The sequence below is a fragment of the Methylobacterium sp. Leaf93 genome, assembly GCF_001422345.1.
GTDB lineage: Bacteria > Pseudomonadota > Alphaproteobacteria > Rhizobiales > Beijerinckiaceae > Methylobacterium > Methylobacterium bullatum.
Genome location: NZ_LMMS01000029.1, coordinates 25,353 through 51,447 on the forward strand (window position 1 = coordinate 25,353; position 26,095 = coordinate 51,447).

The window sequence follows — 26,095 nt, forward strand, 5'->3', positions numbered from 1 at the left end:
TAGAACAAAAATTTGGAAAATGAAATGAGATACAGTGAGTATAAAAAAATAGATGAGTTTTTTCACTTTAATGAGGAGGCCATAAAATCGCATTATGATATCATTACAGTGCTTGAACAGGGTTCTGGGAGAGGGTGGCTGAAGCACCCTGAGAACATTAGAGAGCAATTGTTAAGTATTGTAGAAAAATATCCGTCTTTACGAGAGCATCGAGTTCTTAGATTTGGCTCAAGGCAATCGATGTTTACACCGGAATCTTTAGTAAATGGAATGCTTAAAAAATCAGCAAAAGAAGGCTGTAAGACGTTTGATAGTTGGATAGATAAAGTTCTTAATATAGTGAGCGCTGATTTTTCGCTAAATTGCGAATTAGTTGGTGCAACGCAGATGGTACGTCATACTCTAGCGAACGGTGTTGAATTTTGTTCGGGCGCAGAATTGCAAGACAGTCCACATTTAAGAAGATTAGTAAAAGCAAGAGGTGCAGGAGCATTTTTCGGGCAAGGCCCAAGTAGAGAAGGATTGTACTTTTGTAAGCTTGACATCAAAAATATAGAAATGTCCACGAAAGAAAATCGATTTGCCTTTAAAGACCAAGAAAATATAATATATGAATCAATAAAGTCTCTTGCGATAGCAGAAAAAATATCAGTATCTCCAGGGTCGATGTGGCTTGAGTTCGTTGATCCCGATTTTATGATGGCAGAGGCGAACATTTTCAGTCACCAAAGTTATGAGACAACCGTTGGATCTCCATTCGATAACAGAATTGACGAAACGGCGTTCGAGTGTGCGGATAAATATTTGAGGTTGGATGAGAAGGTAAAAAAGGCACTTAACGTGCCGCTTTCTCGGCTAGCCATGGCAAGGAGGCGGGTTTCAAGCCGTGATAAGGCTGTGGATGCCGCCATCTGCTTGGAGAGCTTGTTTGGAGAGACTGGAGGTGAAATCACATTCAAGCTCAAAATGCGCTCTGCGCTATTTTTAGGAAAATCTTTGGACGAAAAGAAATCCATTTCTCAAAAAATTGGAAATTTATACAGTCTCAGAAGCAAAACCGTACACGGTAGCGACGATAAGAATGATAAATTTTGGGAAAATAAGTCTATTGCGGACGATGCTATCGATATAGCGACCCAGATAATCCAAGATATAGTGAATGAAAATCGTCTCCCAAACAAGGATCAGCTTGAACTCTCCGAGGGAATCAGATGGCAGGGACAAGTATGAAAAACCGCCGCTTCGTCACCCTCGACGTCTTCACCGACACGCCCTTCGCCGGAAATCCGCTGGCCGTGGTGCTAGATTCGGAAGGGCTCGACGACGCGGCGATGCAGCGGATCGCGGGCGAGTTCAACCTGTCGGAGACGGTGTTCGTGCTGCCGCCGACGGAGACGCGCCACAAGGCTCGCCTCCGCATCTTCACGCCCGCCCGCGAGTTGCCCTTCGCCGGCCACCCGACGCTCGGGGCGGCGATCCTGCTGGCGTTGCACGATGCGAAATCCGGCCTCACCGACGCCACCGCCTTCGGTCTCGAAGAGACGATCGGCACCGTGGCCTGCGTCGTCGAGGCGGGCGAAGGACGCGGCCGCGGGCGCTTCAAGCTCCCGATCCTGCCGCAATACGACGGCGAGGGACCGGACGCGACACTCCTCGCGCAGATGATCGGGTTGGAGACGCAGGATATCGGCTTCGGGCGCCACGTGCCGAGCCGGCACGCGGCTGGGCCGGCTTTCCTGTTCGTGCCGGTCAACACGCGGGCGAAGCTCGATGCGGCCCGTGTGAACCTCGCCGCCTTCTCCACCCTGGAGCCTCAGACGGCGCTCTATCTCTATGCCGTGGACCCGGAAGGCCTCGGCCTCCGCTTCCAGACCCGGATGTTCGCGCCGCATCTCGGCGTGATGGAGGACCCGGCAACGGGGTCGGCCGCCGCGGCCTTCGCCGGCGTGATGATGGAGTTCGAGCCCCTCGGGGACGGCGAGCACGATGTCCTGATCCGCCAGGGGGGCGTCATGGGCCGGCCGAGCGAGATCGCGCTCCAGCTGGTCATCGAATCCGGAGCTCTCCAATCCGTCGAGATCGGCGGTTCGGCCGTGGTGATGAGCGAGGGGACGCTACTTGCCTGACGGTCTCACCCTCACGCGGATCGAGAGGGTGACGGCCCGGCTGGTGCCGTTCGCATGGGAATGGGCGCAGGCCAACGCGGCCTCCATCGCCGAGAACTGGGCGCGCCGTTGCGCCGAGCGGTCGGGGCTGTTCGACGGACGCGTGCTCCTCGCGAAGTCGTGCCGTATCGAGGCGACATCCTGTGCCGTCGACCTGTTCGAAACATCCTACGCGAGCTTCATCAGCCACAAGGATCTTGGCTCGCCCGACCGAGGTGTCCTCAACGCCTTCGCCGCCATCGTCCCGCACGGGTCGGACGGCGCCGTGCTGCTCGGTGTCATGGGCGCTCACACCGCCAATGCCGGAGAGGCCTACTTCCCCTGCGGCACGCCGGACCTCGACGACGTGCGGGATGGCGATACGGTCGATCTCGCCGGTAGCGCCGGGCGCGAGTTCGTGGAGGAGACCGGCATGGCGCTCCCGGCCGACGCTCCGGAAAATTGGCTTCTGCTGCGCGGAAGGACCCAGGCGGCATTTCTGCGGCCCGTGACATTCCCCGAACGGGCGGACGCACTGCGCGAGGGGATGGAGCGCCATCGCCGCGCGGAGAGTGAGCCGGAACTCGCCGGTTTCATCACGGTCGGTTCCAGCGGCGAGATCGACCCCTATTCGATGCCGGATTTCGTACAGGCATACCTGCGCCACGCATTCGCGGAGTCGTCGGGGTCCGGCTCTGTGGGGCAGGTATCTCATCGGCATCAAGCAGGAACGGCAGAAGGACGGCGGTGAACGCCTCGGGATGCGAGTAGTTGATCCCGTGGGCCGCTCCCGGAATGACGGCAAGGCGGCCCCGGGGCAGGGAGTCTGTGAGGCTCACGACGAAGGCATGGGGGACGATGTAGTCACGCGTGCCCCAGACCACGAGCGTCGGCTGCTCGACCCGCAGCGCCTTCTCTCCGATGCGGTTGTCGACCATGCTCCGCAAGGTCAGGATGTAGCGTCCGATGCCGGCACGGGCATAATCCGTGAGCGCCACCCAGGCGAGCGACCAGCGCTCGAACGGTGCGATGGCGAGGAAGCCGACCACCTGCCGGACCAGGTTGCGCGCCTCCGGGTCCGGCGTGGGCCCCTGCAACACGAGGCGGTCCACGAGGTGGGGGTGAACCAGCGCCAGTTCGACCAGCACTTCGCAGCCGAGCGAATTTCCCACAAAGGCCGCGCGCTTCACCCCGATCGCTTTCATGAAGGCCGCCAATGCATCCGCGAGTTCGCGAACCGTGAGCGCGCGGCGAGGCTTCTCGCTCAAGCCGAAGCCGGGCAGGTCGGGAGCATAGACCTCGACATGAGGGGCGAGATGCTTTGCCAGCGGGATCATGTACCGGCTCGACATCCCGAGCCCATGGACGAGGATGACGGGTATGCGGTCATCCGGCACAGCAGCGAGCGAGACGCGGGCATGCATCATCCTGCCATCGACGCGGATCTGTCTCCCTTCGAGCCGGCCCAGATGTGCGCGCCGATACCGGCTGGCGTGCCGCCGAGCCAAGGATTTGACGAGCGCCAGGCCGGCCAGGATTCCGCTCGCCGGCCAAAGAATCCACCGCAGGGACACAGGCGCCTTCCCGTTTCAGGTCGCTTCCGCCATTCGCGGCAAGGAATGCTTACGTCCACCCTCTAGCGGCAGAGACGTCATCTCGTGCGGCCAGTTTGGATCGAAGCGGACGGTTCGAGGGGGCAGACTTCGATCATCAGCGCACCGGGCGCAACACCAGCCGGTCGCCGCGCACTTCGTAGGAGCCGAGCCTGTCGAGGAACGTCATGCCGAGCAGGTTTCCCGACAGGGCACCGCGGCGGCTCACCAGGGCCGAGACACGCCGTTCGGTGATCGTGCCGATGCTGAGGCTGTCGAGATAGACCGGGGCGGCCATCGCGATGCCGTTGGCAGTCGAGACCCGGATCGCGTAGTCGGATTCTGCCGGCGAAATCCCGATGGCCGCTGCGTTCTCCGCCGTGAGAACGACGGAACTCGCGCCCGTATCGAACTGGAAGACCTGGGGGCGGCCATTCACCTCCGCCCGGACGGAGAACTCGCCGTCCGCCCTCCGATTGATCGTGACGCTTCCGTCGCCCGCCGTGACGGCACTGCCGGGCCGCAGCGTCCCGACGAGGCGATTGCCGACATCCCCGGCCTCTTGCCTGTAGGCATAGCCCGCCACCAGGGCGACGGTGAGGGCGACCCAGAACAGCAGCGCCTTCAGGTTGGTGCCGATCTGCTCGCGGAACCGATGCCAGAACCCGGCGAGGAAGATCGTCAGCAGGGTTCCGCTGAAGGCGAGCCGCGCGAGCTGGTCCTTCTCCAAGCCCGCGACGGTGCTCGATTCGTCCGAGAGGGCGAGGAAGGCGACGATGCCGAGGAGAACGGCGAGGGCGGCGTAGATCATGGCTTGGCCAGGGCCTCGTCCCGCAGGGGATAGGCGGCGCGAAGGCGATGTCCGAGGGTCGCCATGATGGCCTGCCGCTTCGCCTCCGACAGCGAACCCCACAGCCCGATCTCGTCGCGGGTGCGGCCGCAGCCTTCGCAGAGCCCGGTCGCTGCGTCGAGAATGCAGAGCTTCGTGCAGGGGCTCGAAGCCCTCGGGGCGACAGGCTGGATCATGGCCGTTCCATGCGCTCAGGCGCGGGTCGCGATCAAGCGCCAAAGTGCCATGGTCAGCGCGGGATCGTTGCGATGAGGGCGAGAAGCGCCGCGATCTCGGCCATCTGCTGGCAGGCTCCAATGACGTCGCCGGTCTGCCCTCCGATCTTGGCGCGGGCCAGGGCGGTGAGCACGAGGGAGGCTCCCAGCGCCAGGGCGGGCATCAGCACCATGCCGAGAAAGGGCAAGCCGGCGATCCAGCCAATGACGACGAAGGCGAGGGCGAAGAGGGCAACGATTCCGCTGGTCCGGCGATCGGGTGTTCCCACCGATGCCCCCGCCCCGCCGGGCCGCGCGGGGCCGAGCAGCACCATCGGCGCCAGGGCTGCGCAGCGCGAGAGAGAGGCGGCCAGTACCAGGGCCAAGGCGGCCAGCGACCCGGTGCGATCGAGCAGCGTCGCGAGGGCTCCGATCCTCAGGGCCAGCGTCAACACGAGGGCGACGCCGCCATAGGCGCCGATGCGGCTGTCGCGCATGATCTCGATGCGGCGCTCGCGCGTTGCGCCGCCACCGAACCCGTCCGCCACATCCGCGAGACCGTCCTCGTGCAGCGCCCCCGTCACCAGCGTCCCGACCGCCAGGGCGAGGGTGGCTGCCAGGAACGGTCCGAGATCCAGGGCCCAGGCGACGAGCAGGATGAGGGCGGAGGGCAGGGCGAGGATGAGGCCGGCCAGTGGCAGCATGCGCGGCAGGGTGCGGAAGTCCGGCAGACGATGCGGATCACCCTCGCCGGGCAGGCGCGGCACCGGCAGCCGCGAATAGAATCTCAGGCACGCCGCGAGATCGTAGGCCATGGACGCGCCGGGAAAGGCATCGTCCGGTTCCAGATCCCGGCCTTGCGTCATCGAGGACCTGCCTTCACCGCTCGCGCCCGGTTGGTTATAGCTCGCCCCACAGGCAGGCCGCCATACCGGACGCGCCGAGACGGAAGGCCAAGTTTCGCGCGATGACTCAGACGATCCCGAACCAGGACAATCCCGATCAGACGCCGTTCTCGGATATCCGCCGACTGATCGCCTCCGTGCCGGGCGCGGACCGTGACGCCGTCGCCATGGTGCGCGAGCGGGACGCGATGCTGACGAAGCCCGCAGGCGCGCTGGGCCGCCTCGAGAACCTCGTGGAGTGGCTCGCAGCCTGGCAGGGCAAGGGTCAACCGAGCCTCGACCGGCCCCTCGTCTGCGTCTTCGCCGCCAGCCACGGCGTCACCAAGCGCGGTGTCTCGGCGTTTCCGGCGGAGGTGAACCGCCAGATGCTCGACAATTTCGCCGCCGGCGGCGGCGCGATCAACCAACTCTGCGCCGCCTACGGCCTCGGCTTCAAGGTCTTCGACCTGGCCATCGATCTTCCCACCGGCGACATCTGCGAAGGCCCGGCCTTCACGGAGAAGGAATGCGTGGCCACCATGGCCTTCGGTATGGAAGCCATCGCCGCCGGAACCGATTGTCTCGGCCTCGGCGAGATGGGGATCGGCAACACCACCATCGCGGCGGCGATCTACGCGGCGCTCTATGGCGGTGGGGCGGCGCATTGGGTCGGGCGCGGCACCGGCGTCGATGCGGCCGGGATCGAGCGCAAGGTCGCGGCCGTGGAGGCCGCCTTGGCCTTCCATGCCGGCCACCTCGACGACCCGCTCCATGTGCTGTCGCGCCTCGGAGGCCGCGAGATCGCCGCCATGGCCGGCGCCATCCTGGCGGCGCGGATGCAGCGCATCCCCGTGGTCATCGACGGCTACGTGGCGACGTCGGCCGCGGCGATCCTCCATGCCATCGATCCGTCGATGCTCGACCATTGCCTCGCCGGCCACGTCTCGGCGGAAGGGGCCCATGCCGAGGTGCTGGAACGCCTCGGATTGGTGCCGCTGCTGGCGCTCGGCATGCGTCTCGGCGAAGCATCCGGCGCAGCCCTCGCCATCGGCCTGCTCAAGGGCGCGCTCGCCTGCCATCGCGACATGGCGACATTCGCCCAGGCGGGGGTTTCGGGACGCAGCGAAAGCTGAAGGCATCCCATCGGGGATACCGGGGCCGTGACGGCCCGGCATCCCGATGATGACGAAAGCGGGACAGGCGAATGCGCCGATCAGGCCGCGCGCGCCGCGCTCCGCCTGCCGCCCATGTCCGCACTCGATTTTGCTTCGGTGGACAGGTTCAGGGCGGGCAGCGTGTCCATGACACGGCTCGCGGGGAAGATCACGACGACTTCCGTTCCCTCGCGCGGCTTCGACTTCAGGTGAAAGTTGCCGTTGTGCAGGTCCACCAGCCCCTTGACGATGGGCAGGCCGAGGCCCGAGCCCTGTTCGGCGGTCTTGATCGCGAGCGAGCCCCGGCCGAACGACGACATGACCGTGCCGAGCTCGTCCTCGGGAATACCCGGCCCGCTATCCTTCACACTGACATACTGGCCGCCCGAGGCCGTCCAGCCGACCTTGATCGTGATGTCGCCGCCCGGCGGCGTGAATTTCACGGCGTTCGAGAGGAGGTTGAGCACGATCTGGCGCAAAGCCCGCTCGTCCGCCCAGATACGGGGCATGTCGGGATCGATGAACTCGTGGAAGGCCTGGCCTTTGCCGCGCGCGCGCAGGGCGACCATGTGCCGGCACTCGTCCACCGCGTGGGCGAGCTGGATCGCCTCCTCGTTCAATTCGTAGCGCCCGGCCTCGATGCGCGAAAGGTCGAGGATCTCGTTGATGAGGTTGAGGAGGTGCATCCCGCTATCGTGGATATCGCCCGCGTATTCCTTGTACGACGGAGCGATGTGAGCGCCGAAGACCTCGTTCTTCATCACCTCCGAGAAGCCGAGGATGGCGTTCAGCGGCGTGCGCAACTCGTGGCTCATGGTCGCGAGGAAGCGTGACTTGGCGAGATTCGCCTCTTCCGCCCGCCGCCGCGCCTCATCGGAATTGGCCTTGGCCTGTTCGAGCTCGATGAAGATGGCGTCCTTCTCCGCCTGGGATTTCAGCGCGCCCACCGCCGAGGCGTAGACGCGGCGGGCGAGGCCCATGAAGAAGATCTGCGAGCCGACCACCATGGTCACCAGCATGATCGTGTCCATGTCCTGCGAGAACGCCAGGAGAGAGAGCGCCGCGAGGATCAGCGGAAGGAGCGCGGCGGCGGCGGCGGCGGGCAGGGTCGCTGCCAGCATCGCGGCGACCGCGGCGACGATGACGAGGCCGAACAGGACGAAGATGCGGGCACTGGGCGCGGCCACGAGAACCATCAGCGCCCAGGACGCGCTCTGCACGATCTCGCTCAGCATGAAGGCGCTGCGCCAGCGCCTGACCGACACGGAATCCGCCGGCTGACGAAGGAAATGCTTGGTCAGCCCCATCGACAGGCCGACGCCGCAGAGCAGGCAGACGACCCAGGACAGGGCGATGGGAATCGGTACCCAGAGCGACGACGCCCCTGCGATGAGAAGCCCGAGCACGGCATGGGTCAGACCGGCACCGGAGCGGTACTCGGCATAGATCCGGATCAATTCGTAATCGAATGCGCGTTCCAGACCGTTCGCCGAGGTCAACCGCTCGCGCGCCGATCGGATGTCTCGGGCCACCTTGCGGCGGCGAGCGGATTCCGGTGCCGAAGGACCGCGTCCGCGCTGAACCATCTCCGCTGTCAGGTCGGACATCACCGTTTTGAGGATCTTTTGAGAGGAAAACCTGCGGTCGGAAGGACCGTGACCCGTCGACGCTGCGACCCGGCGAATCTGCGCCCGATAGGTTAAGAACGACCTGACCCGGTCATGACACTTGTCTCCAAATCGCGCCCATCCACGGCGCGCGAGCCGACGCAGCATCGACGCCGATCTCAGATCGATGTGTGCAGGCGCACATTTTTCGGAACTGTGTAATATTTAGAACAAGTCGATACTGAAGTCGGAGAGACGTCATGCTGAAACTGAATGTCGACGGCGTGTCGCATGATGTCGATGCCGATCCCGACATGCCGCTCCTGTGGGCGCTGCGCGATCATCTCGACAAGACCGGGACGAAATACGGCTGCGGCATCGCCCAGTGCGGCGCGTGTACCGTCCATCTCGACGGCCAGCCCGTCCGCTCCTGCCAGACCCGCATCGGCGATGTGGGAGAAGCGAAGATCACGACGATCCAGGGCGTGTCCGGACGGGTGGCGGAGGCGGTCCAGGCCGCGTGGCGCGGCCTCGACGTGGTCCAGTGCGGTTACTGCCAGTCCGGCCAGATCATGTCGGCCATCGGCCTGCTCTCGACCACCCCGAAGCCGAGCGACGCCGAGATCGACGGCGCGATGGACGGTAACATCTGCCGCTGCGGTACCTACCAGCGCGTTCGCGCCGCCATCCACGAAGCCGCCCGCTCCCTCGCCTGATCCGAACCCGAGGTCGGCCCCGGGGCCGGCATCGTCCTGCCCGATATCGTGTGCGTCATCGTCTCCGTGGAGGAAGCCATGCTGAAGGTCCGTCAGACCAAATCCGAGGCGGCTGCTCCCCGTCCGTCGCGCCGCGCCTTCCTCGGCGGGGCCGGTGTCGCCGCCGGAGCCCTGGTCATTGGATTCACCCTCGACCCGGCCAAACAGGTTCGCGCGGCGGCGGGACCCGACCTGTCCTCCGCTCCCGCCCAGCCCAATGCCTTCGTGCGGATCGCGGCCGACGATACGGTCACGGTGCTGATCAAGCATCTCGACATGGGGCAGGGCAACACGACGGGCCTCGCCACCATCCTGGCCGACGAGCTCGATGCCGACTGGTCCCGCGTGCGGGTGGCCTTCGCGCCGGCCGACGCGAAGCTCTACAACAACCTGCTGATGGGGCCGATCCAGGGGACCGGCGGTTCGACCGCGGTGGCCAATTCCTGGTTCCAGCTCCGCAAGGCGGGGGCGGCCGCCCGTGCCATGCTCGTCTCCGCCGCGGCCGAGAAATGGTCCGTCCCAGCCTCCGAGATCACGGTTTCGAACGGCACGGTCCGCCATCTCGCCTCGAAGCGCGAGGAGCGGTTCGGTGCCCTGGCCGAGGCAGCGGCGGCGATCCCCGTGCCCGTGCAGCCGAAGCTCAAGGATCCGAGCCAGTGGGTCCATATCGGCAAGAAGCTGCCGCGCCTCGATTCCGTGGCCAAGACCAATGGAACCGCGATCTACGCCATGGATATCCGCCGGCCGGGTCAGGTCACGGCCGTGGTGGCGCATGCCCCGCGTTTCGGCGGCACCGTGTCGAAGGTCGACGACAAGGCCGCGCGCGCGGTGCCGGGCGTCATCGACGTGGTGACGATCCCCACGGGCGTCGCCGTGATCGCCAAGGATACTTGGTCGGCGATGAAGGGCCGGGATGCCCTGTCTGTCACCTGGGACGAGCGCGCGGCCGAAAAGCGATCCTCCGACACGATCCTCGCCGAGTATCGCGAGACGGCCAAGCGGCCCGGCATCGTCGCATCGGAGAAAGGCGATCCCGCCGCCGCCATCGCCGGTTCGGCCAAGGTCATCGAGGCGGAGTTCACCTTCCCCTATCTGGCCCACGCGGCCATGGAGCCGCTGAACGCCACGATCGAGCGGGCTGCCGACGGCTCCTACGATATCTATGCCGGCCTCCAGTTCCAGACGATCGAACAGGCTGTGGCCGCCGCGACCCTCGGCGTCACCGCCGACAAGGTCAGGCTGCATACGCAATGGGCCGGCGGATCGTTCGGGCGACGGGCGACGCCCACCGCCGATTACATTGCCGAGGCCGCGTCCATCATGAAGGCGACCGGCGGCAAGGCGCCGGTCCATCTGGTCTGGACCCGCGAGGACGACATGGCGGGTGGGTATTACCGCCCGATGGTGCTGCACACCCTCAAGGCCGGCATCGACGCCCAGGGCGCCATCACCGGCTGGCAGCACCGGATGGTCGGAAAATCGATCATGATCGGCTCGCCCTTCGAGGCGATGCTGGTGAAGAACGGGGTCGATTCCACCTCCATTGAGGGCGCGTCGGACACGCCCTATGCTCTCCCGGCCTACCGGTTCGAGGTCCACAACGCCCGCGAGGGCGTGCCCGTCCTCTGGTGGCGTTCGGTGGGTCACACCCACACGGCGCAGGCGATGGAGGTCTTCATCGACGAGTTGGCCCACGCCGCCGGCGCCGATCCGCTGGCCTATCGCCTCGGCATGCTGACCGGCGCGCCCCGTCTGTCCGGTGTCCTGAAGCTCGCCGCCGAGAAGGCGGATTGGGCCAAGCGCAGCGGCGGCAAGGGCCAGGGCCTCGGCATCTCGGCGCACGAATCCTTCGGCTCCTACGTGGCGATGGTGGCCGACATCACGGCGGATGGGAGCCATGTGAAGGTCAACCGCATCGTCGCGGCGGTGGATGTCGGCGTCGCCGTCAACCCGGACGTGATCCGCGCTCAGGTGGAGGGATCGGTGGGCTTCGCGCTCTCCTCCGTGCTGCGCAACAAGATCACGCTGACGGACGGGGTGGTGCAGGAGAAGAATTTCGACGCCTACGAGCCGACGCGCATGAGCGAGATGCCGGTGGTGGAGGTCCATATCGTGGCCTCCGACGCCGCTCCGACCGGCATCGGCGAGCCGGGCGTGCCCGTCATCGCCCCTGCGATCTCCAACGCGATCTTCGCCGCGACGGGGCAGAGGCTGCGCTCCCTGCCCCTGGATCTCAGCGGGCTGAAGGGAGTCTGAGCCCGATCGGCAGCGCGCCTCCGCCAGCCGCGGGGGCGTCAGCGCCTCAGGAAATCGATGAGGTCCATCGTCAGACGCTCGTGATGGGTCAGCGGTATCGCGTGCGGAGCCCCCTCGTAGATTTCGAATTCCGCGCTCGGCACGGCTGAGGCCGCGACCTTTCCGGTGACGTCGATCGGTACCGTCTGGTCGGCATCGCCGTGGATGATCAGGCAAGGCACCGTGACCTTCGCCATGTCGGGCCGGAAATCGGTCTCGGAGAAGGCCTTCACGCAGGCGATGGTGGCCTTGGGCGAGGCCAGCATGGCGACCTGCCCGGCCCAGGCGATCATCTCCGACGAAGCGGGTGAGCTGAAGACGCCGGCACCGAAGAAGCCCTTGTTGAATTTAGCGAGGAAGGACGGCCGGTCCATCTTCAGCCCGTCGATGATTTCCTCGAACACGCTGGCATCGACACCGTCGGGATGATCGGGCGTCTTCAGCATCATCGGCGTCACCGCCGAGATCAGCACCGCCTGGGAGATCCGGTCGCTGCCGTGCCGCGACAGGTAGCGCACCACCTCTCCGCCCCCCATGGAAAAGCCCACCAGGGTCACGTCGGTGAGGTCGAGGGCGTCCAGCACCGCCTTCAGGTCGTCGGCGAAGGTGTCGTAATCGTAGCCCTGCCAGGGCTGGTCCGAGCGTCCGAAGCCCCGGCGGTCATACGCGATGGTCCGGAAGCCCGCCTCGGCGACGGGCACCATCTGGTACTCCCACATATCCGCGTCGAGGGGCCAACCGTGGAGGAAGACCACGGGCCGTCCGCTGCCCCAGTCCTTGTAGTAGAGGCTCGTGCCATCCGGCGCGGTGATGAAGGCCATGGGGCTGCTCCCTGTATTCCCTGGTCGGGCGTGCTCGCGGATGAGCCCGGCAATGCCGGCTGCTATGGCGATTCAAGCGCGGGGTGCGGCCTCTCGTTCCCGCGGCATGGATTCCCGGCACCCCGGATTCCCAGGGGCAGATGCCCGCACTACCTGTCCTCTCGTATGACCCCTTTCGAATCCACCGCCGCCGCCCTGCGCGCCTGTCGAATTTGTCGCGACGCACCCCGGTATGGCGCGCGCCTGCCGCAGGAGCCGAAGCCCATCGTTCAGGGTTCGACCTCGGCGCGTCTCGCTATCGCCAGTCAGGCTCCGGGGAACCGGGCGCACCAGAGCGGCATCCCGTTCATGGACCCGTCCGGCATTCGGCTGAGGTCGTGGCTCGGTCTGTCCGAACCGGACTTCTACGACGCCACGCGGCTCGCCATCGTCCCCATGGGCGCGTGCTTTCCGGGGCTCGACGCGAAGGGCGGAGACAAGCCGCCCCGCCGCGAGTGCGCCGAGCACTGGCGCGAGGCGCTCTTCGCAGGCCTGCCCGAAATGGATCTGATTTTGGTCATCGGCCAGTACGCGCAGGCTTGGCATCTCGGCCGCGTCGAGGGGGGACTCACCGCCATGGTGCGGAACTGGCGTGCGATACTGGAGGAGCCGCGTCGGCCTCGCGTGCTACCGCTGCCGCACCCATCCTGGCGCAACAACGGCTGGCTCAGGACGAACCCTTGGTTCGCCGACGAGTTGCTGCCGGTGCTGAAGGAGGAGGTTTCCCGGGTGATGACGCGAGGCTGACCCCGCCTTCGCGTTGACATGGGAAGCCCGGGCGGCGATCCGTCAGCCGATCCTTCGGAGCCCGTCATGTCCCACGCCGCGTCACCCGCCGCCAGCGATCCGCGCGATCGCCTCATCGTCGCCCTCGACCTGCCGAGCGTCCACGAGGCCGAGGCGATGGTGGACCGGATTGGCGATGCCGCGACGTTCTACAAAATCGGATACCGGCTCGCCTATTCGGGCGGCCTCGCCCTGGTTCAGCGGCTGTCCAAGGCCGGTTTCAAGGTCTTCATCGACCTGAAGCTGCATGACATCGGCAACACGGTGGAGGACGGCGTCCGGGCGCTGTCCGATCTCGGTGTGACCTTCCTGACGGTCCATGCCTACCCGCAGACCATGCGCGCCGCCGTGCGGGGAAGGGGCGGGGACGGCCCGACGATCCTCGCCGTCACCGTGCTCACCTCCTACGACCACGCCGATGCCGAGGAGGCGGGCTACGCCCTCCCCATCGCGGATCTGGTGGCCTTGCGTGCGCGGCAGGCGGCCGAGGCCGGGATCGGCGGGATCGTCTGCAGTGCCGCCGAGGCGGCCTCCGTCCGCTCCGCCATTGGGCCGTCGCGGCTCATCGTGACCCCCGGCATCCGGCCGGCGGGCGGCGATGTCGGCGATCAGAAACGTGTGTTGACGCCGGCGGCGGCGATGAAAGCGGGGATCGACCACATCGTCGTCGGCCGCCCCATCACCCAGGGCGCCGATCCCCGCGCCGCGGCGCTGGCGATCCTCGCCGAGATGGGCTGAGCCCCGACGGCCAACAGCGTTCGCTAGATCGACTCGGCCGGCTCTCTCGCCTTTACAGGGGCGCCGTTCCTGGCGGGTTCGTGGAGCGCGCGCAGCAGGAAGGCGATCATCGCATCGATGGGTGGCGCCGGCGCATTGGGGTACTGGCTCACCAGGACAGGGTGGCAATAACGCGTGATCGCCACGTGCAGGCACGCAGCGGTGGTCGCGGGATCCTCGACCTGGAACTCGCCGCTGCGAACCCCGTCCGTGACCACCCGTTCCAGGGCGGCGCCGATTCGGTCGATATGGTGCCGGCACACCCCCCAGCTCTCCGACATGGCGGCTTCCACCATCTCATGGATGCGGGGATTGTCCTTGCATCGCTCGATACAGTCGCGGTGGAGCTCTCGGATGATCTCGGCGACCCGCTGATCGGCGCTGAGGCCGGGCGCTACGGCAATGCCGGCGATCAGCGCCTCGACCTCGCGGGTCACACGCTCGACCACCGCCTCGTTGATCGCCTTCTTCGAGTCGAAGAACCGGTAGACATTGGCCGGGCTCATCCCGAGCGTCTTGGCGATGTCCGCGACGGTCGTCTTCTGGTAGCCGATCTCGCGAAAGAACCTCTCCGCCGCCGCCAAAATCCTGCATCGGGTCGTGGGTGCGGCGGCTTCCAGGCCCGCCTGCAACGGATCGACGGTGATTGTCATGGAACGACCCTAGGTCTCCTGCTTCCGGCCGTCAAAGACACGGCAACGAGGCTGCCGCCGTCGCATAGGACGGATGAACGCCACGGGAATGAAATCCGCATGCCGATACCGGCTTCAGAGCCGGTCCGATCTTGGGCGGACGTACGTGATACAGACGGGGTTCCAAAAGACAGCGCTGGACGATGGACTGGGTAGTCAGGACTTGGCCATTGGGCGACCCGGCGATCCTGGCCGGGCGACATGTTCCGTCATTCGAGATCGGGCGCCGGCCATAGTCCTAACATTCGGCGATCAGGGCCGGGGAAAGCGGCCCGGCGCTTCAGCCGCTCTGCTGAGGGCTCACGAGCCGAACTGCGAACCGAGCTGTTCCAGATATTCGGCCAGGTCCACGCCGCCGACACGCTTGCCGTAATCGAACCGCATGCCCTGTCGGATATCGACGCTTGTCTGCTTCGTCGTCAACGTGAAGGGCTTCACGCAGATCCAGGCGCCGTCGCGGCGATGTTCGAAAAAACTGAGGATTTCGTGATTGGCCATCGCAGCCTCCGGTCGAATCTCGAGATCAACCGCTAAGCCGCGTCAGAGTTCAGCCGACCCGAACTTATATTCAGTCCCCACCTGAGCTTGGCCGTAAAGACAAACCCCCGTGCACTGCAGCATCACCGAAGCATTGCACGGAGGAAGGGCGGTTCAGGCAACAGCCTTCAGGGCGCCGGTCTTCGTATGGAAATCCGGTCCGTTGATGGTTTTCTCGACATAGCCGGCACGGATGAGGAAGTCGCCGAAGCGCTCGCCCGCCGTCTTACCCTGAGCGTAGGCGCCGAAGAGCGGATCGAGGATCGTCCTGATCTCCGAGGCGGTCACGTCTTCAGCATAGAGCTTGCCGAGGCGTGAGCCGTCGAAGGCCGCACCGAGATAGAGGTGATAGCGCTCCGGGCCGCGACCGACGAAGCCGATCTCGGCAATGAAGGGACGGGCGCAGCCATTGGGGCAGCCGGTCATGCGGATCGTGATCTCGTCGTCCTGCAGCCCATGCGAGGCGAGGCTCTCCTCGAGCTCCGTCATCAGGTCCGGCAGGTAGCGTTCACTCTCCGCCAGCGCCAATCCGCAGGTCGGCAGGGCGACGCAGGCGATGGAGTTGCGGCGCAGGGCGCCGGCCCCCTTCGTCATCCCGTACTCGTCCACCAGCGCCTCGATCTCCGCGCGCTTTTCGGACGGCACGTTGGCGATGATGACGTTCTGGTTGCCGGTGAGGCGGAAATCGCCGTCGTGGATCCCGGCGATCCGGCGCAGGCCAGACAGGAATTTCGGGCTGTCGCCCTCGTGATCCTTGATGCGACCCGAGGGGACGTAGAGGGTCAGGTGATGGCGGCCATCGTCGCCTTCGGTCCAGCCGAAGCGATCGCCGTTGCCCGTGAAGGTGAAGGGCTTCGGGTCGGAGAGCGGCTTGCCGAAGCGCTTCTCCACCTCGGCGCGGAAGGCCGCGAGCCCGTAGCGCTCGATCGTGTATTTCAGACGGGCGTTCTTGCGGTTCTTGCGGTTGCCCCAGTCGCGCTGGACCGTCATCACTGCCTCGGCCACCTTAACGGCCTCGTCCGGCTTGCAGAACAGCATCACATCGGCCGTGCGCGGGAAGGTGTCCGGCTCGCCATGGGTCATGCCCATGCCGCCGCCGACCGTGACGTTCCAGCCGGTGACTTTGTTCTTCTTGTCGAGGATCGCAATGAAGCCGAGATCATGGGCGAAGACATCGACTTCGTTCGACGGCGGCACCGCGATGACGATCTTAAACTTACGCGGCAGGTACGTCTTGCCGTAGACGGGCTCGAATTCCGGTTCGCCGCCGATCACCTTCTCGCCATCGAGCCAGATCTCGCGCCAGGCATTGGTCTTCGGCAGGAGCGTGTCGGAGATCGCCTTGCCGAGATCGTAGGCCGCCTTGTGGGCACCCGATTGGGCCGGATTCGTCGACGCCATGACGTTGCGGTTCACGTCGCCGCACGCCGCGATGGTATCGAGCAAGGCGCCGTCGATGGCCGCCATGGTCCGCTTGAGGTTCGACTTGATGACGCCGTGGTACTGGAAGGTCTGACGGGTCGTCGCCCGCAACGTGCCGTTGGCGTAGGTGGTGGCGATGTTGTCGAGGACGAGCCATTGCTTGGGTGTCACGACGCCACCGGCGATGCGCAGGCGGATCATGAAGCTGTAGGCCTTGTCGAGCTTCTTCTTGGTGCGCTCGGGGCGCAGGTCGCGGTCGTCCTGAAGGTACATCCCGTGGAACTTCACGAGCTGGCCGTCATCCTCGGAGATCGCCCCCGTGGCATGCTTAAGCAGGCCGTCCGCCAGGGTGCCACGCAGGAAGCCGCTCGCGATCTTGATGTGCTCGTTATGCGCGAGGCCCGCCTCGCGGGCCGCTTCGGCCTCGTCGATGGGACGGGTCGTCGGCGGGGTCTCGTAGGTGCGGGGAGGAGTCAGGTCGTCCATGGCGATGATCCGGTCTTTTTCAGTTCATAGTCGGGGCGCCGCATGCGCATCCCCACGTTCGCGCGGGGGAGGGACGACACGCCCTAGTAGACGTCCTGCTGGTAGCGGTGGGCCCGCTCGAGGGCCGCCACGGCGGCTTCCGCATCGGGCTCGCTCAGCGATTTGACCTCGGCATAGGCCCGGACGACGGCGTTGCGCACGTCCTTGGCCATCCGGTTCGCGTCGCCGCAGACGTAGAAGCTGGCGCCGCCGTCGAGCCATTCCACCACTTCCTTGGCGTGCTGGCGAATGCGGTCCTGTACGTAGATCTTTTCGGGCTGGTCGCGGGAGAAGGCGACGTCGATCTTCGTCAACGAGCGGTCTTCCAGGGCGTCCTGCCATTCGAGCTGGTAGAGAAAGTCGTGGGTGAAGTGGCGGTCACCGAAGAAGAGCCACGAGCGACCGGTGGCCTCAATGGCGCGGCGCTCCTGCACGAAGGCGCGGAACGGGGCCACGCCGGTGCCGGGGCCCACCATGATGATGTCGGTGGCCGGGTCCTGCGGCAGGCGGAAATGCCGATTCGGCTTCAACTTCACCCGCAGCTTGGCGCCGTTCTTGATCCGGTCGGCCACATGGACCGAGGCGACACCCGACCGAGAGCGGCCATGGCTGTCGTAACGAACGGCGACGATGGCGAGATGGACCTCGTCGCCGACTTCCTTGCGCGAGGAAGCGATGGAATAGGCACGCGGCGGCAGGGGCCGCGTGATGGTGTTGAGATGCTCGGCCGAGAGGGTGGCCGGAAAGGTCTCGATGAGATCGATGAGATGGCGACCTTCGATCCAGGCTTTCACCTCACCGCTGTCGATGAGCTTCTGCGCTTCGGAATGGCCCGTCGCCTTCACGAATCGCTCCACCGTGGTGGCCGACAGCGTGGTGATGTCGCGCTCCGCCAAGAGCGCCCTGCGCAGGCTCTCGTCGCCTGAAAGATTCGTCGCCTTGAGGATCTCCTCCACGAGGGCCGGATCGTTCTCCGGGTAGATCTCGAGCGAATCGCCGGGCTCGTAGGCGGGGGCACCGTCCGGGAATTCCAGCGCGAGGTGGATCGTCTCCTTGTCCGAAAGCGACGAGTTGAGGTTGATGTGATCCACCACCTCGACCACGACCGGTTCGCGGCTCGGCTCGGCATCGTCGTCCTCGACGGAGGCGCGGCCGGCGAAATCGACCGCCACGACGTTGTCGGCGCTCGGCGCGGGCGCCAGAGCCTTCAGGGTGTTCTTGATCCAATCGGCGGCGGGCTTGTCGAAATCGAGGTCGAGATCGGCGCGGTCCACACTACGCTTTCCGCCCAGCGCCTCGAACCGCGCATCGAGCGCCTTCCCGATGGCGCAGAACTCAACATAGGAAGTGTCGCCGAGCGCCAGCACGCCGAAATTCACGCCGTCGAGGCGAGGGGCGCTGTCGCCCATCAGTTCGTTATAGGCGCGGGTGGCGCGGGCCGGAGGCTCACCTTCGCCCCAGGTGGCGGCGATGGCGATCACGTTCTTCGCGCCGGGCAGCGTCGCGATGTCGAGGTCGGCGAAATCCACGACCTTCGGCTTGAAGCCGCTTTTCTTGGCCTGCTTGGCTACGGAGCCGGCCAGCGCTTCGCAATTGCCAGACTCGCTCGCGTAGATGATCGTCAACGGCTCGGATGCTTTCGGCGGCGCTGCGGGTGCCACGGCATTCTGGCCGCCGGCCGCATCCAACCCCGCGAGGAAGCCCGCGAGCCAGGCGCGTTGGATCGGCGTCGCTGCGCCGAGGACCGAGTCGAGGCTCGCGCGTTCGCTGTCGTTGAACGGGGCGGTTTGGGGAAGGATCGCTTGTCGTGCCATCGGTAAGCCATGTCGTCCTGAGAGGCCGGCTGTCAACGGGATGTCCGTTTTACAGAACGACGTCGGGGTAGAAGGAGCTGCCTATCCTTGCAGCGCAATATAGAATTTTATTCTCCCGCCACGACCGAGAGGGTTGGCGTGAAACGACCGTTCGAGGGAGCGGCCGGCAGCGGAAGTGCCGTTGTCGACTTCACTTTTTCCATGGCGAAGCGCGACGTCACGTTCTTGAGCGGCAAGGTGGCGATGAGCTGCTTATAGAATGTGTCGTAAGCCTGCATATCAGCGACAACGACCCGCAACATGTAATCCACATCCCCCGCCATGCGGTAGAACTCCAGCACTTCGGGCATGGCGGCGACGGTCGAGGCGAAGCGCTCGAGCCAATCGCGGGAATGGTCCGACGTTTCGATGGACACGAAGACGGTGAGGCCGAGACCCAGCTTGACGGGATCGAGAACCGCGACCCTGCGGTCGATCACGCCATCGGCTTCGAGGCGCTGGATACGCTTCCAGCAGGGCGTCTGAGACAGGCCGACCTTCTCCCCGATCGTCGCGATCGACAGAGTGGCGTCATTCTGCAGCAGTGCCAGGATCTTCAGATCGATCGCGTCCATATTGACCTCGCTAAGCAGTTCCGATCGGCGGCGCCGAGGTGCGCGGAGGCACGACGTCGACCGGCGAATTGAGAAGGATATTCCTTCGACAGGCAACCAATCCGGTCGCCGCGCCTTTGCAAACCATAGCGGCGTCCGCGTGGGAATGCCGCGCCGCGATGGCCGCTATGCCTTGACAGCGTTCGTTATAGCGAACATTTCAGGCGCCAGACAAGCAGGCATCTTTCAGGCAGTCGTATCGAGCACCGCAGATGAGCAATTCCCTGGAACGAACGGCGCGGGACCTCGCGTCCACGATGGCCGGCCTCGATCTGCGGGGCCGGATTCGCGCGATCGAAGCCGCGATCCCCGGCCGACTGGTCTTCACGACCAGCCTCGGCATCGAGGATCAGGCTCTGACCCACGCCCTCGCCATGGCGAAAGGGCGGACGGAGATCGTCACGCTCGATACCGGACGGCTCTTTCCCGAGACCTACGACGTCTGGGCGGAGACCGAATCGGCCTACGGCATCCGCATCCAGGCCTATGCGCCGGAGCGGCTCGCCGAAGAGGCGTTCGTCCGCGACGAGGGAATCAACGGCTTTCGCCACTCGGTCGCCGCCCGGCAGGCCTGCTGCGGCTTCCGCAAGGTCGAGCCGCTGGGCCGGGCCCTCGACGGCGCCGCCGGTTGGCTGACGGGCCTGCGAGCGGGCCAATCCGCCAATCGCGCCGATACGCCCCTGGCGGAGGCGGACGAGGCGCGTGGTCTCATCAAGATCAATCCGCTCGCGGATTGGACCAGAGCCGATGTCGACCGCTTCGTGATCGACAATTACATCCCCTACAACGTCCTGCACGATCGCGGCTTCCCCTCCATCGGCTGCGCCCCGTGCACGCGCGCCATCAAGGTCGGCGAATCCGAACGCGCCGGCCGCTGGTGGTGGGAGCAGGAATCCAAGAAGGAATGCGGCCTGCACGTGCACCAGCCCGAGGCGAACGTTCAGCCGGGCCAGGAAGCCGCCGCGTTCGAATCGACACCCCGCAACAGCAATCTGGAGATGGCCCGATGAGCGCCGCCACCGCCCTGGCCGCCACGCTGCCCGAGCGTCTGACTCACCTGCAGCGTCTCGAAGCCGAGAGCATTCACATCATGCGGGAGACGGTCGCCGAGACCGAGAACCCGGTGATGCTCTATTCCATCGGCAAGGATTCGTCGGTGCTCCTGCATCTGGCGTTGAAGGCCTTCGCACCGGGCCGTCTGCCGTTCCCGTTGATGCACATCGATACGAACTGGAAGTTCAAGGAGATGATCGCGTTCCGCGATCAGCGCGCCAAGGATCTCGGCCTCGATCTCATCGTCCACACCAACCAAGACGGCTTGGCCCGGGGCATCGGCCCGATCAGCCATGGTTCCGAGGTCCATACCGACGTGATGAAGACGCAGGCCCTGCGTCAGGCCCTGGACAAGCACAGGTTCGACGCGGCCTTCGGCGGTGCCCGCCGCGACGAGGAGGCCTCGCGCGCCAAGGAACGCATCTTCTCCCTGCGGACGGCCCAGCATCGCTGGGACCCGAAGCGCCAGCGCGCCGAGCCCTGGCACCTCTACAATCTCAAGAAGAAGCGCGGCGAATCCCTGCGCGTCTTTCCGATCTCGAATTGGACCGAGCTCGATGTCTGGCTCTACATTGAGCAGGAGCAGATCCCGATCGTGCCGCTCTACTTCGCCAAGCCCCGCCCCGTGGTGGAGCGCGACGGCCAGTTGATCATGGTCGACGACGACCGCCTGCCCCTGAACCCCGGCGAGACCCCGCAGAACCTGTCCGTGCGTTTCCGGACGCTGGGCGACTATCCGCTGACCGGCGCCGTCGAGAGCGATGCCGCGACCCTGCCCGAGATCATCGGCGAGACCCTGGCCGCCCGGACCTCCGAGCGTCAGGGCCGCGTGATCGACAAGGACGGGTCGGGCGCCATGGAGCGCAAGAAGCAGGAGGGGTATTTCTAAGATGACGATCCATCAGTCACCCGAAGCCTTCGGCTACGACAGCTTCCTCGCCGCTCACCAGAGCAAGGAAGTGCTGCGCTTCATCACCTGCGGCTCCGTCGACGACGGCAAGTCGACCCTGATCGGCCGCCTCCTGCACGACACCAAGCAGATCTTCGACGATCAGGTGACGGCACTGCAGCGCGATTCGCGCAAGCACGGCACCCAGGGCGCCGAGATCGACCTCGCCCTCCTCGTGGACGGTCTCCAGGCCGAGCGCGAGCAGGGCATCACCATCGATGTCGCCTATCGCTTCTTCTCCACCGACAAGCGCTCGTTCATCGTCGCCGACACGCCCGGCCACGAGCAGTACACCCGCAACATGGCGACCGGTGCCTCCACGGCCGATGTCGCCGTGATCCTGGTGGACGCTCGGCAGGGTCTCACCCGCCAGACCCGGCGTCACGCCCTGCTGGTCTCGCTGCTGGGGATCAAGCGCGTCGTGCTCGCCGTGAACAAGATGGACCTCGTCGGCTGGTCGCAGGACAAGTTCGAGGCGATCACGGCGGCGTTCGACGCGTTCGCTGCGCCCCTGGGCTTCACAGAAATCCGGCCCATCCCGCTTTCCGCCAAGAACGGCGACAACGTCGTCCTGCCCGGTGCCGCCGTGCCCTGGTACACGGGAACGCCGCTTCTCCAGTACCTCGAAGAAGTGCCGGTGCGGGTCGAGGAGCAGGCCGCTCCGTTCCGTCTTCCGGTCCAGTGGGTGAACCGTCCGAACTCCGATTTCCGCGGGTTCTCCGGTCTCATCGCCAGCGGCCGCATTGCCCCCGGTGATGCGATCATCGTCGAGCCTTCGGGCCGGACCTCCACCATCGCGCGGATCTTCACCGCCGATGGCGACCTGCCGCATGCCGTGGAGGGCCAGTCCGTCACCCTCGTTCTCGCCGACGAGATCGACGCCTCGCGCGGCTCGGTGATCGTCACGGCCGATGCACCGATGCGGGTGAGCGACCGTTTCGACGCCCGTCTCTTCTGGGCGGCCGAGACCGAACTCCTGCCCGGCGCCACGCTGCTGGCCAAGATCGGCACCGTGACGGTGAACGCCACTGTCACGACCATCCATACGCGGGTCGATCCCGAGAGCGGCAATCCCGTTCCGGCCGCCCGCCTCGTGGCCAACGACATCGCGGACGTGACCCTGAGCCTGGACCGCGCCGTGGCAATCGATGCCTACGCCGCGAACCGCGATACCGGTGGCTTCATCCTCATCGACCGCGAGACCACCGATACGGCGGCCCTCGGCCTGATCCATGCGGACAAGGCCTCCGCGGCAGAGAAGGACGAGCCGGAGGCGACCCGCGCTGCGAAATCCGGCGGAGGGTTCCTGTCGAAGCTGCGCTGGGTCTTCGGCGGGATCTGAACGGACGCACCACCGGCTGAAACGAACCGTCATCCGGCCAGCCAAGAGCGGGGCGGGTGGCGACTTTGTTGTCGAGGGTGCCTTTCTCCTCGCGCGACGGCCGGCCCGGCGATCGACGGTCGCAGGGCGTACGGGTGACACCGTTTATTCCATTCATCGCCACATCCCGAGGTTGGTTCACACCACCCCGGGATGTGGCGATGGATGGGAGAGGAAGACCGCGTCGACCCGAAGGGCGAGACCGAGCCGTTTCCGACACAGTGCCGCCTGCGACTCAGCCTTGCCGGCTCACACCTCCGGGACTAGGGTCCGCGCGCTTTTCAAAGGGTGCCGGTTGGTGCCCGTCAGAACCCTCGGAGCACGCCATCATGGGCTTTCTCGCTGACGCCCTGTCCAAGGTGAAGCCGTCCGCGACCATCGCGATGACGCAGAAGGCCCGCGAGCTGAAAGCCGGCGGGATGGACGTGATCAGCCTGTCGGTGGGCGAGCCCGATTTCGATACGCCGGACCACATCAAAGAGGCGGCGATCGACGCGATCCGTCGCGGCGAGACCAAGTACACGCCGGTCTCCGGCATCGTGCCCCTGCGCGAGGCGATCGTGCGGAAGTTCAAGCGCGAGAATGGGCTCGACTACAAGGCGTCGCAGACCATTGTCGGCACCGGCGGCAAGCACGTCATCTACAATGCCCTCCTCGCCACCCTGAACCCCGGCGACGAAGTGGTGATTCCGCGCCCCTATTGGGTCTCGTATCCCGAGATGGTGGTGCTGTGCGGCGGCACGCCGGTCTTCGCCGAAACGGATATGGAGCATGATTTCAAGCTCCAGCCGGAAGAGCTGGAGCGGGTCATCACGCCCAAGACCAAGTGGATCATCCTCAACTCGCCGTCGAACCCCTCCGGCGCGGCCTATGCCCGCGACGAGCTGAAGAAGATCACCGACGTCCTGATGCGCCACCCCCATGTCTGGGTGCTCACCGACGACATGTACGAGCACCTCTGCTACGGCGATTTCGAGTTCGTGACGCCGGCCCAGGTGGAGCCCGGCCTCTACGACCGCACGCTGACCATGAACGGCGTCTCGAAAGCCTATGCGATGACCGGCTGGCGCATCGGCTACGCCGCCGGCCCGGAGCACCTCATCAAGGCGATGGATTTCGTCCAGGGCCAGCAGACCTCCGGCGCCTCCTCGATCTCACAATGGGCGGCGGTGGCGGCCCTCGACGGCACGCAGGAGCATCTCGCCCGTTTCCGCGCCGCCTTCCACGAGCGCCGCGACCTCGTGGTTTCCATGCTGAACCAGACCAAGGGCCTCAAATGCCCGACGCCGGAAGGCGCCTTTTACGTCTATCCGTCATGCGCCGAGACGATCGGGCGCAAGACCCCGTCCGGCAAGGTCATCGAGTCAGACGAGGATTTCGTGCTGGAGCTGCTGCAGGCGGAGGGCGTCGCCGCCGTCCACGGCTCGGCCTTCGGCCTCGGACCGAACCTGCGCATCTCCTACGCCACCTCGAACACGGCGCTGGAAGAGGCCTGCACCCGCATCCAGCGCTTCTGCGGCTCGCTAAGCTGACCCACCCGAGGGTGGATCGCGACTTGACGACTCACGTCTGACGCGAGTCAGATGCTAGCCTGGTGGTATCGCCCGGAGGAGACGTTCATGGCGACGATCGCTGTCATCGCACCTGGTGCCATGGGCAGTGCGATCGCAGCGCGACTGCACGGAAACGGCGCCCGTATTCTCACCGTTCTGGCAGGTCGAAGTGCCGCTACGATCGCACGCGCCCAGGAATCCGGAATGGAAGGAGTGGAGGAGACGGCCCTCGCCGAGGCAGACCTTATCCTCTCCATCGTCCCGCCAGCGGAGGCGGCGAACCTTGCGATTCGCCTGTCCCCGCTGCTCGCTGCAGCGGTGCGCAAACCGGTCTATGTCGATTGCAACGCCCTTAACGTCGTGACGAAACGTGGCGTCGCCGCCGTGATCGGACAGGCCGGCGCGCCCTTCGTCGATGCCGCCATCATCGGAGCGCCGCCCAAATCCGGCGAACGGGGGCCACGGTTCTACGTCTCCGGCGATGACCTTTCGGCGTCCGTGGCGTTGCGCGAAATGGGGCTGGACGTCCGACCCGTAGAGGGCGGCGTCGGCGCGGCGTCGGCGCTCAAAATGTCCTATGCCGGCATCAACAAGGGGCTAACGGCGCTCGCCGCCGTCATGGTACTCGCGGCAGGCCGGGCGGGTGCCGCCAATGCGCTGTATGCCGAACTCGCCGAAAGCGAGCCGGAACTGCTCGCGCGGTTCTCCCGCGTCCTGCCCGACATGGTGCCGAAGGCTTATCGCTGGGTCGCGGAGATGGACGAGATCGCGAGTTTTCTCGAGAACGACGATGGCGGCCGACTGATGTTCGACGGCGCGGGGCGCGTCTATGAACGGCTCTCCGCCGAGGGCGACGGGGACGAGGTCGAGCAGTTAAAGGCCTTCGCCGCTGCGGCCGAAAAGCCCTGAGGTTGCCGGGTCGGTTGCCGGCTTAAGTCAGGATGTCTACATCCACCATCCCCGCAGCCGATGCGTCCGATGGTTTCGCGAACCCTCTCGGACTGGTGTGGTCGCAGGGCTTGTCGTGACGGGGCGGTGCGGACCAGTTCTCTGCGCCGATCCTGTGAGGCCTCGTGGGTCGGGTCGCGGCAAGTGTGTCACGGGCGCGGGGAACAGGAACCGTCGCCGTGGCTGATGGCCCACGCTCATCGCGCCAACGGACGGGCCGCGCCATTTCAGGACAGGCTCCGGGCCGGCCAGCGGCCAAATGGTTTACCGACTTCTCGCACAAGTGAGATGGGCCGGGGAACCGGTCGCGTTCCTCCGCGTAGTCTCGGGCTTTCCAGCATGCGACGCCTTCTCACCGGTGGCATCAAGGCGATCGTCGCCATCGCCGCGCTTTCAACCGCCGCCCATTGGGCCATGCGCGTACAGCGCGCACCCACCGCCATGCCGGCCCCCCTCGCAGCGGCGAAGGATCCGGTCTCAACCGGTTCGATCCTCACGCGCAGTGCGGAATCCCCCACTCGCGAACGACTGGCGGACGTGACACGCGGTCTCGACCAGAAACACCTCGGCGAATTGTTTTCGGGCGCCACTGGCGACAAGCCAAAGGTCGAGAAGGCCGCAGCCAGACACTGAAGGCGGACGCGACTATCGTCACGCCATGGTCAAGAGG

At 65.5% G+C, this 26,095-nt stretch carries 24 protein-coding genes and 1 pseudogene; 14 read left to right on the plus strand and 11 right to left on the minus strand.

The features are described from left to right. Nucleotides 1-24 precede the first annotated feature (24 nt). From ASF26_RS22830 to ASF26_RS18965, 3 genes are read left to right on the plus strand one after another with little or no spacing between them, the layout of a single operon-like run. A complete protein-coding gene (locus ASF26_RS22830; RefSeq protein ID WP_156463048.1) occupies nucleotides 25-1,230 on the plus strand; it encodes a HEPN domain-containing protein in 1,206 nt (401 codons plus the stop codon). Next, entirely contained in the window at nucleotides 1,227-2,126 is a 900-nt protein-coding gene (locus tag ASF26_RS18960) for a PhzF family phenazine biosynthesis protein (RefSeq protein ID WP_056257675.1), read from the plus strand. The genes ASF26_RS22830 and ASF26_RS18960 overlap by 4 nt, the downstream gene beginning before the upstream one ends. Then, a complete protein-coding gene (locus ASF26_RS18965) occupies nucleotides 2,119-2,895 on the plus strand; it encodes a hypothetical protein (protein ID WP_056257680.1) in 777 nt (258 codons plus the stop codon). Before ASF26_RS18960 ends, ASF26_RS18965 begins: the two co-directional genes overlap by 8 nt. Before the next feature lie 52 nt (nucleotides 2,896-2,947). Here ASF26_RS18965 and ASF26_RS23555 read toward each other — a convergent pair. The 4 genes and pseudogenes from ASF26_RS23555 to cobS all read right to left on the minus strand — a co-directional run. Then, nucleotides 2,948-3,571 (minus strand): annotated as a pseudogene (locus ASF26_RS23555) (alpha/beta fold hydrolase); the annotation flags it as partial. 283 nt (nucleotides 3,572-3,854) lie between these two features. Next, on the minus strand, nucleotides 3,855-4,547 hold the full coding sequence (locus ASF26_RS18975) for a TIGR02281 family clan AA aspartic protease (protein ID WP_056257687.1): 693 nt from the start codon (nucleotides 4,545-4,547) through the stop codon (nucleotides 3,855-3,857). Further along, the gene (locus ASF26_RS18980; protein ID WP_056257690.1) at nucleotides 4,544-4,762 is read right to left on the minus strand and encodes a DUF1289 domain-containing protein; all 219 of its coding nucleotides are present in this window, start codon (nucleotides 4,760-4,762) and stop codon (nucleotides 4,544-4,546) included. The genes ASF26_RS18975 and ASF26_RS18980 overlap by 4 nt, the downstream gene beginning before the upstream one ends. Before the next feature lie 53 nt (nucleotides 4,763-4,815). Further along, the gene (gene cobS / locus ASF26_RS18985; protein WP_056257693.1) at nucleotides 4,816-5,646 is read right to left on the minus strand and encodes an adenosylcobinamide-GDP ribazoletransferase; all 831 of its coding nucleotides are present in this window, start codon (nucleotides 5,644-5,646) and stop codon (nucleotides 4,816-4,818) included. Nucleotides 5,647-5,747: 101 nt separating this feature from the next. Here cobS and cobT point away from each other — a divergent pair, with 101 nt between their 5' ends. Next, nucleotides 5,748-6,797 (plus strand): nicotinate-nucleotide--dimethylbenzimidazole phosphoribosyltransferase, encoded by a 1,050-nt coding sequence (cobT, locus tag ASF26_RS18990; protein WP_056143976.1) that lies wholly within the window; start codon nucleotides 5,748-5,750, stop codon nucleotides 6,795-6,797. Between the two features lie 80 nt (nucleotides 6,798-6,877). Here the strand turns inward: cobT and ASF26_RS18995 are convergent, their stop codons facing one another. Beyond that, nucleotides 6,878-8,425: a HAMP domain-containing sensor histidine kinase gene (locus tag ASF26_RS18995; RefSeq protein WP_056257696.1), complete on the minus strand. Its 1,548-nt coding sequence runs from the start codon at nucleotides 8,423-8,425 to the stop codon at nucleotides 6,878-6,880. A gap of 260 nt (nucleotides 8,426-8,685) precedes the next feature. Here ASF26_RS18995 and ASF26_RS19000 point away from each other — a divergent pair, with 260 nt between their 5' ends. After that, the gene (locus tag ASF26_RS19000) at nucleotides 8,686-9,141 is read left to right on the plus strand and encodes a (2Fe-2S)-binding protein (protein WP_056257702.1); all 456 of its coding nucleotides are present in this window, start codon (nucleotides 8,686-8,688) and stop codon (nucleotides 9,139-9,141) included. Between the two features lie 78 nt (nucleotides 9,142-9,219). Then, a complete protein-coding gene (locus tag ASF26_RS19005) occupies nucleotides 9,220-11,436 on the plus strand; it encodes a xanthine dehydrogenase family protein molybdopterin-binding subunit (protein WP_056258174.1) in 2,217 nt (738 codons plus the stop codon). A 38-nt stretch (nucleotides 11,437-11,474) separates the two neighbouring features. Here the strand turns inward: ASF26_RS19005 and ASF26_RS19010 are convergent, their stop codons facing one another. Further along, on the minus strand, nucleotides 11,475-12,296 hold the full coding sequence (locus tag ASF26_RS19010; protein ID WP_056257707.1) for an alpha/beta hydrolase: 822 nt from the start codon (nucleotides 12,294-12,296) through the stop codon (nucleotides 11,475-11,477). A gap of 165 nt (nucleotides 12,297-12,461) precedes the next feature. Here ASF26_RS19010 and ASF26_RS19015 point away from each other — a divergent pair, with 165 nt between their 5' ends. Then, a complete protein-coding gene (locus ASF26_RS19015; protein ID WP_018042504.1) occupies nucleotides 12,462-13,082 on the plus strand; it encodes a uracil-DNA glycosylase family protein in 621 nt (206 codons plus the stop codon). Nucleotides 13,083-13,148: 66 nt separating this feature from the next. Further along, entirely contained in the window at nucleotides 13,149-13,859 is a 711-nt protein-coding gene (pyrF, locus tag ASF26_RS19020) for an orotidine-5'-phosphate decarboxylase (protein ID WP_056257710.1), read from the plus strand. A 23-nt stretch (nucleotides 13,860-13,882) separates the two neighbouring features. Here the strand turns inward: pyrF and ASF26_RS19025 are convergent, their stop codons facing one another. The 5 genes from ASF26_RS19025 to ASF26_RS19045 form a co-directional block, all read right to left on the minus strand. Next, on the minus strand, nucleotides 13,883-14,551 hold the full coding sequence (locus tag ASF26_RS19025; protein WP_056257714.1) for a TetR/AcrR family transcriptional regulator: 669 nt from the start codon (nucleotides 14,549-14,551) through the stop codon (nucleotides 13,883-13,885). Between the two features lie 339 nt (nucleotides 14,552-14,890). Beyond that, nucleotides 14,891-15,088 (minus strand): hypothetical protein, encoded by a 198-nt coding sequence (locus ASF26_RS19030; RefSeq protein ID WP_056257717.1) that lies wholly within the window; start codon nucleotides 15,086-15,088, stop codon nucleotides 14,891-14,893. 153 nt (nucleotides 15,089-15,241) lie between these two features. Then, a complete protein-coding gene (locus ASF26_RS19035; RefSeq protein WP_056257720.1) occupies nucleotides 15,242-17,035 on the minus strand; it encodes an NADPH-dependent assimilatory sulfite reductase hemoprotein subunit in 1,794 nt (597 codons plus the stop codon). Nucleotides 17,036-17,118: 83 nt separating this feature from the next. Then, nucleotides 17,119-18,888 carry a flavodoxin domain-containing protein gene (locus tag ASF26_RS19040; RefSeq protein ID WP_056257723.1) on the minus strand — a complete coding sequence of 590 codons (1,770 nt, stop codon included), beginning with the start codon at nucleotides 18,886-18,888 and terminating at the stop codon, nucleotides 17,119-17,121. Between the two features lie 107 nt (nucleotides 18,889-18,995). Continuing rightward, nucleotides 18,996-19,502, minus strand: a complete 507-nt coding sequence (locus tag ASF26_RS19045) for an Lrp/AsnC family transcriptional regulator (RefSeq protein WP_018042510.1) — start codon at nucleotides 19,500-19,502, stop codon at nucleotides 18,996-18,998. 251 nt (nucleotides 19,503-19,753) lie between these two features. On the opposite strand from ASF26_RS19045, the gene ASF26_RS19050 reads away from it, so the two are divergent. From ASF26_RS19050 to ASF26_RS19075, 6 genes are all read left to right on the plus strand, one after another. Next, nucleotides 19,754-20,551: a phosphoadenylyl-sulfate reductase gene (locus ASF26_RS19050; protein ID WP_056257726.1), complete on the plus strand. Its 798-nt coding sequence runs from the start codon at nucleotides 19,754-19,756 to the stop codon at nucleotides 20,549-20,551. Further along, nucleotides 20,548-21,483 (plus strand): sulfate adenylyltransferase subunit CysD, encoded by a 936-nt coding sequence (gene cysD, locus ASF26_RS19055; protein WP_056257729.1) that lies wholly within the window; start codon nucleotides 20,548-20,550, stop codon nucleotides 21,481-21,483. The genes ASF26_RS19050 and cysD overlap by 4 nt, the downstream gene beginning before the upstream one ends. Nucleotide 21,484: 1 nt before the next feature. Beyond that, nucleotides 21,485-22,885 (plus strand): sulfate adenylyltransferase subunit CysN, encoded by a 1,401-nt coding sequence (gene cysN / locus ASF26_RS19060; protein WP_056257732.1) that lies wholly within the window; start codon nucleotides 21,485-21,487, stop codon nucleotides 22,883-22,885. A 368-nt stretch (nucleotides 22,886-23,253) separates the two neighbouring features. Continuing rightward, on the plus strand, nucleotides 23,254-24,456 hold the full coding sequence (locus ASF26_RS19065; protein WP_056257735.1) for a pyridoxal phosphate-dependent aminotransferase: 1,203 nt from the start codon (nucleotides 23,254-23,256) through the stop codon (nucleotides 24,454-24,456). Between the two features lie 87 nt (nucleotides 24,457-24,543). Then, on the plus strand, nucleotides 24,544-25,386 hold the full coding sequence (locus ASF26_RS19070) for an NAD(P)-dependent oxidoreductase (RefSeq protein ID WP_056258179.1): 843 nt from the start codon (nucleotides 24,544-24,546) through the stop codon (nucleotides 25,384-25,386). 378 nt (nucleotides 25,387-25,764) lie between these two features. Then, nucleotides 25,765-26,058 carry a hypothetical protein gene (locus ASF26_RS19075; RefSeq protein WP_056257738.1) on the plus strand — a complete coding sequence of 98 codons (294 nt, stop codon included), beginning with the start codon at nucleotides 25,765-25,767 and terminating at the stop codon, nucleotides 26,056-26,058. Nucleotides 26,059-26,095: the final 37 nt, after the last annotated feature.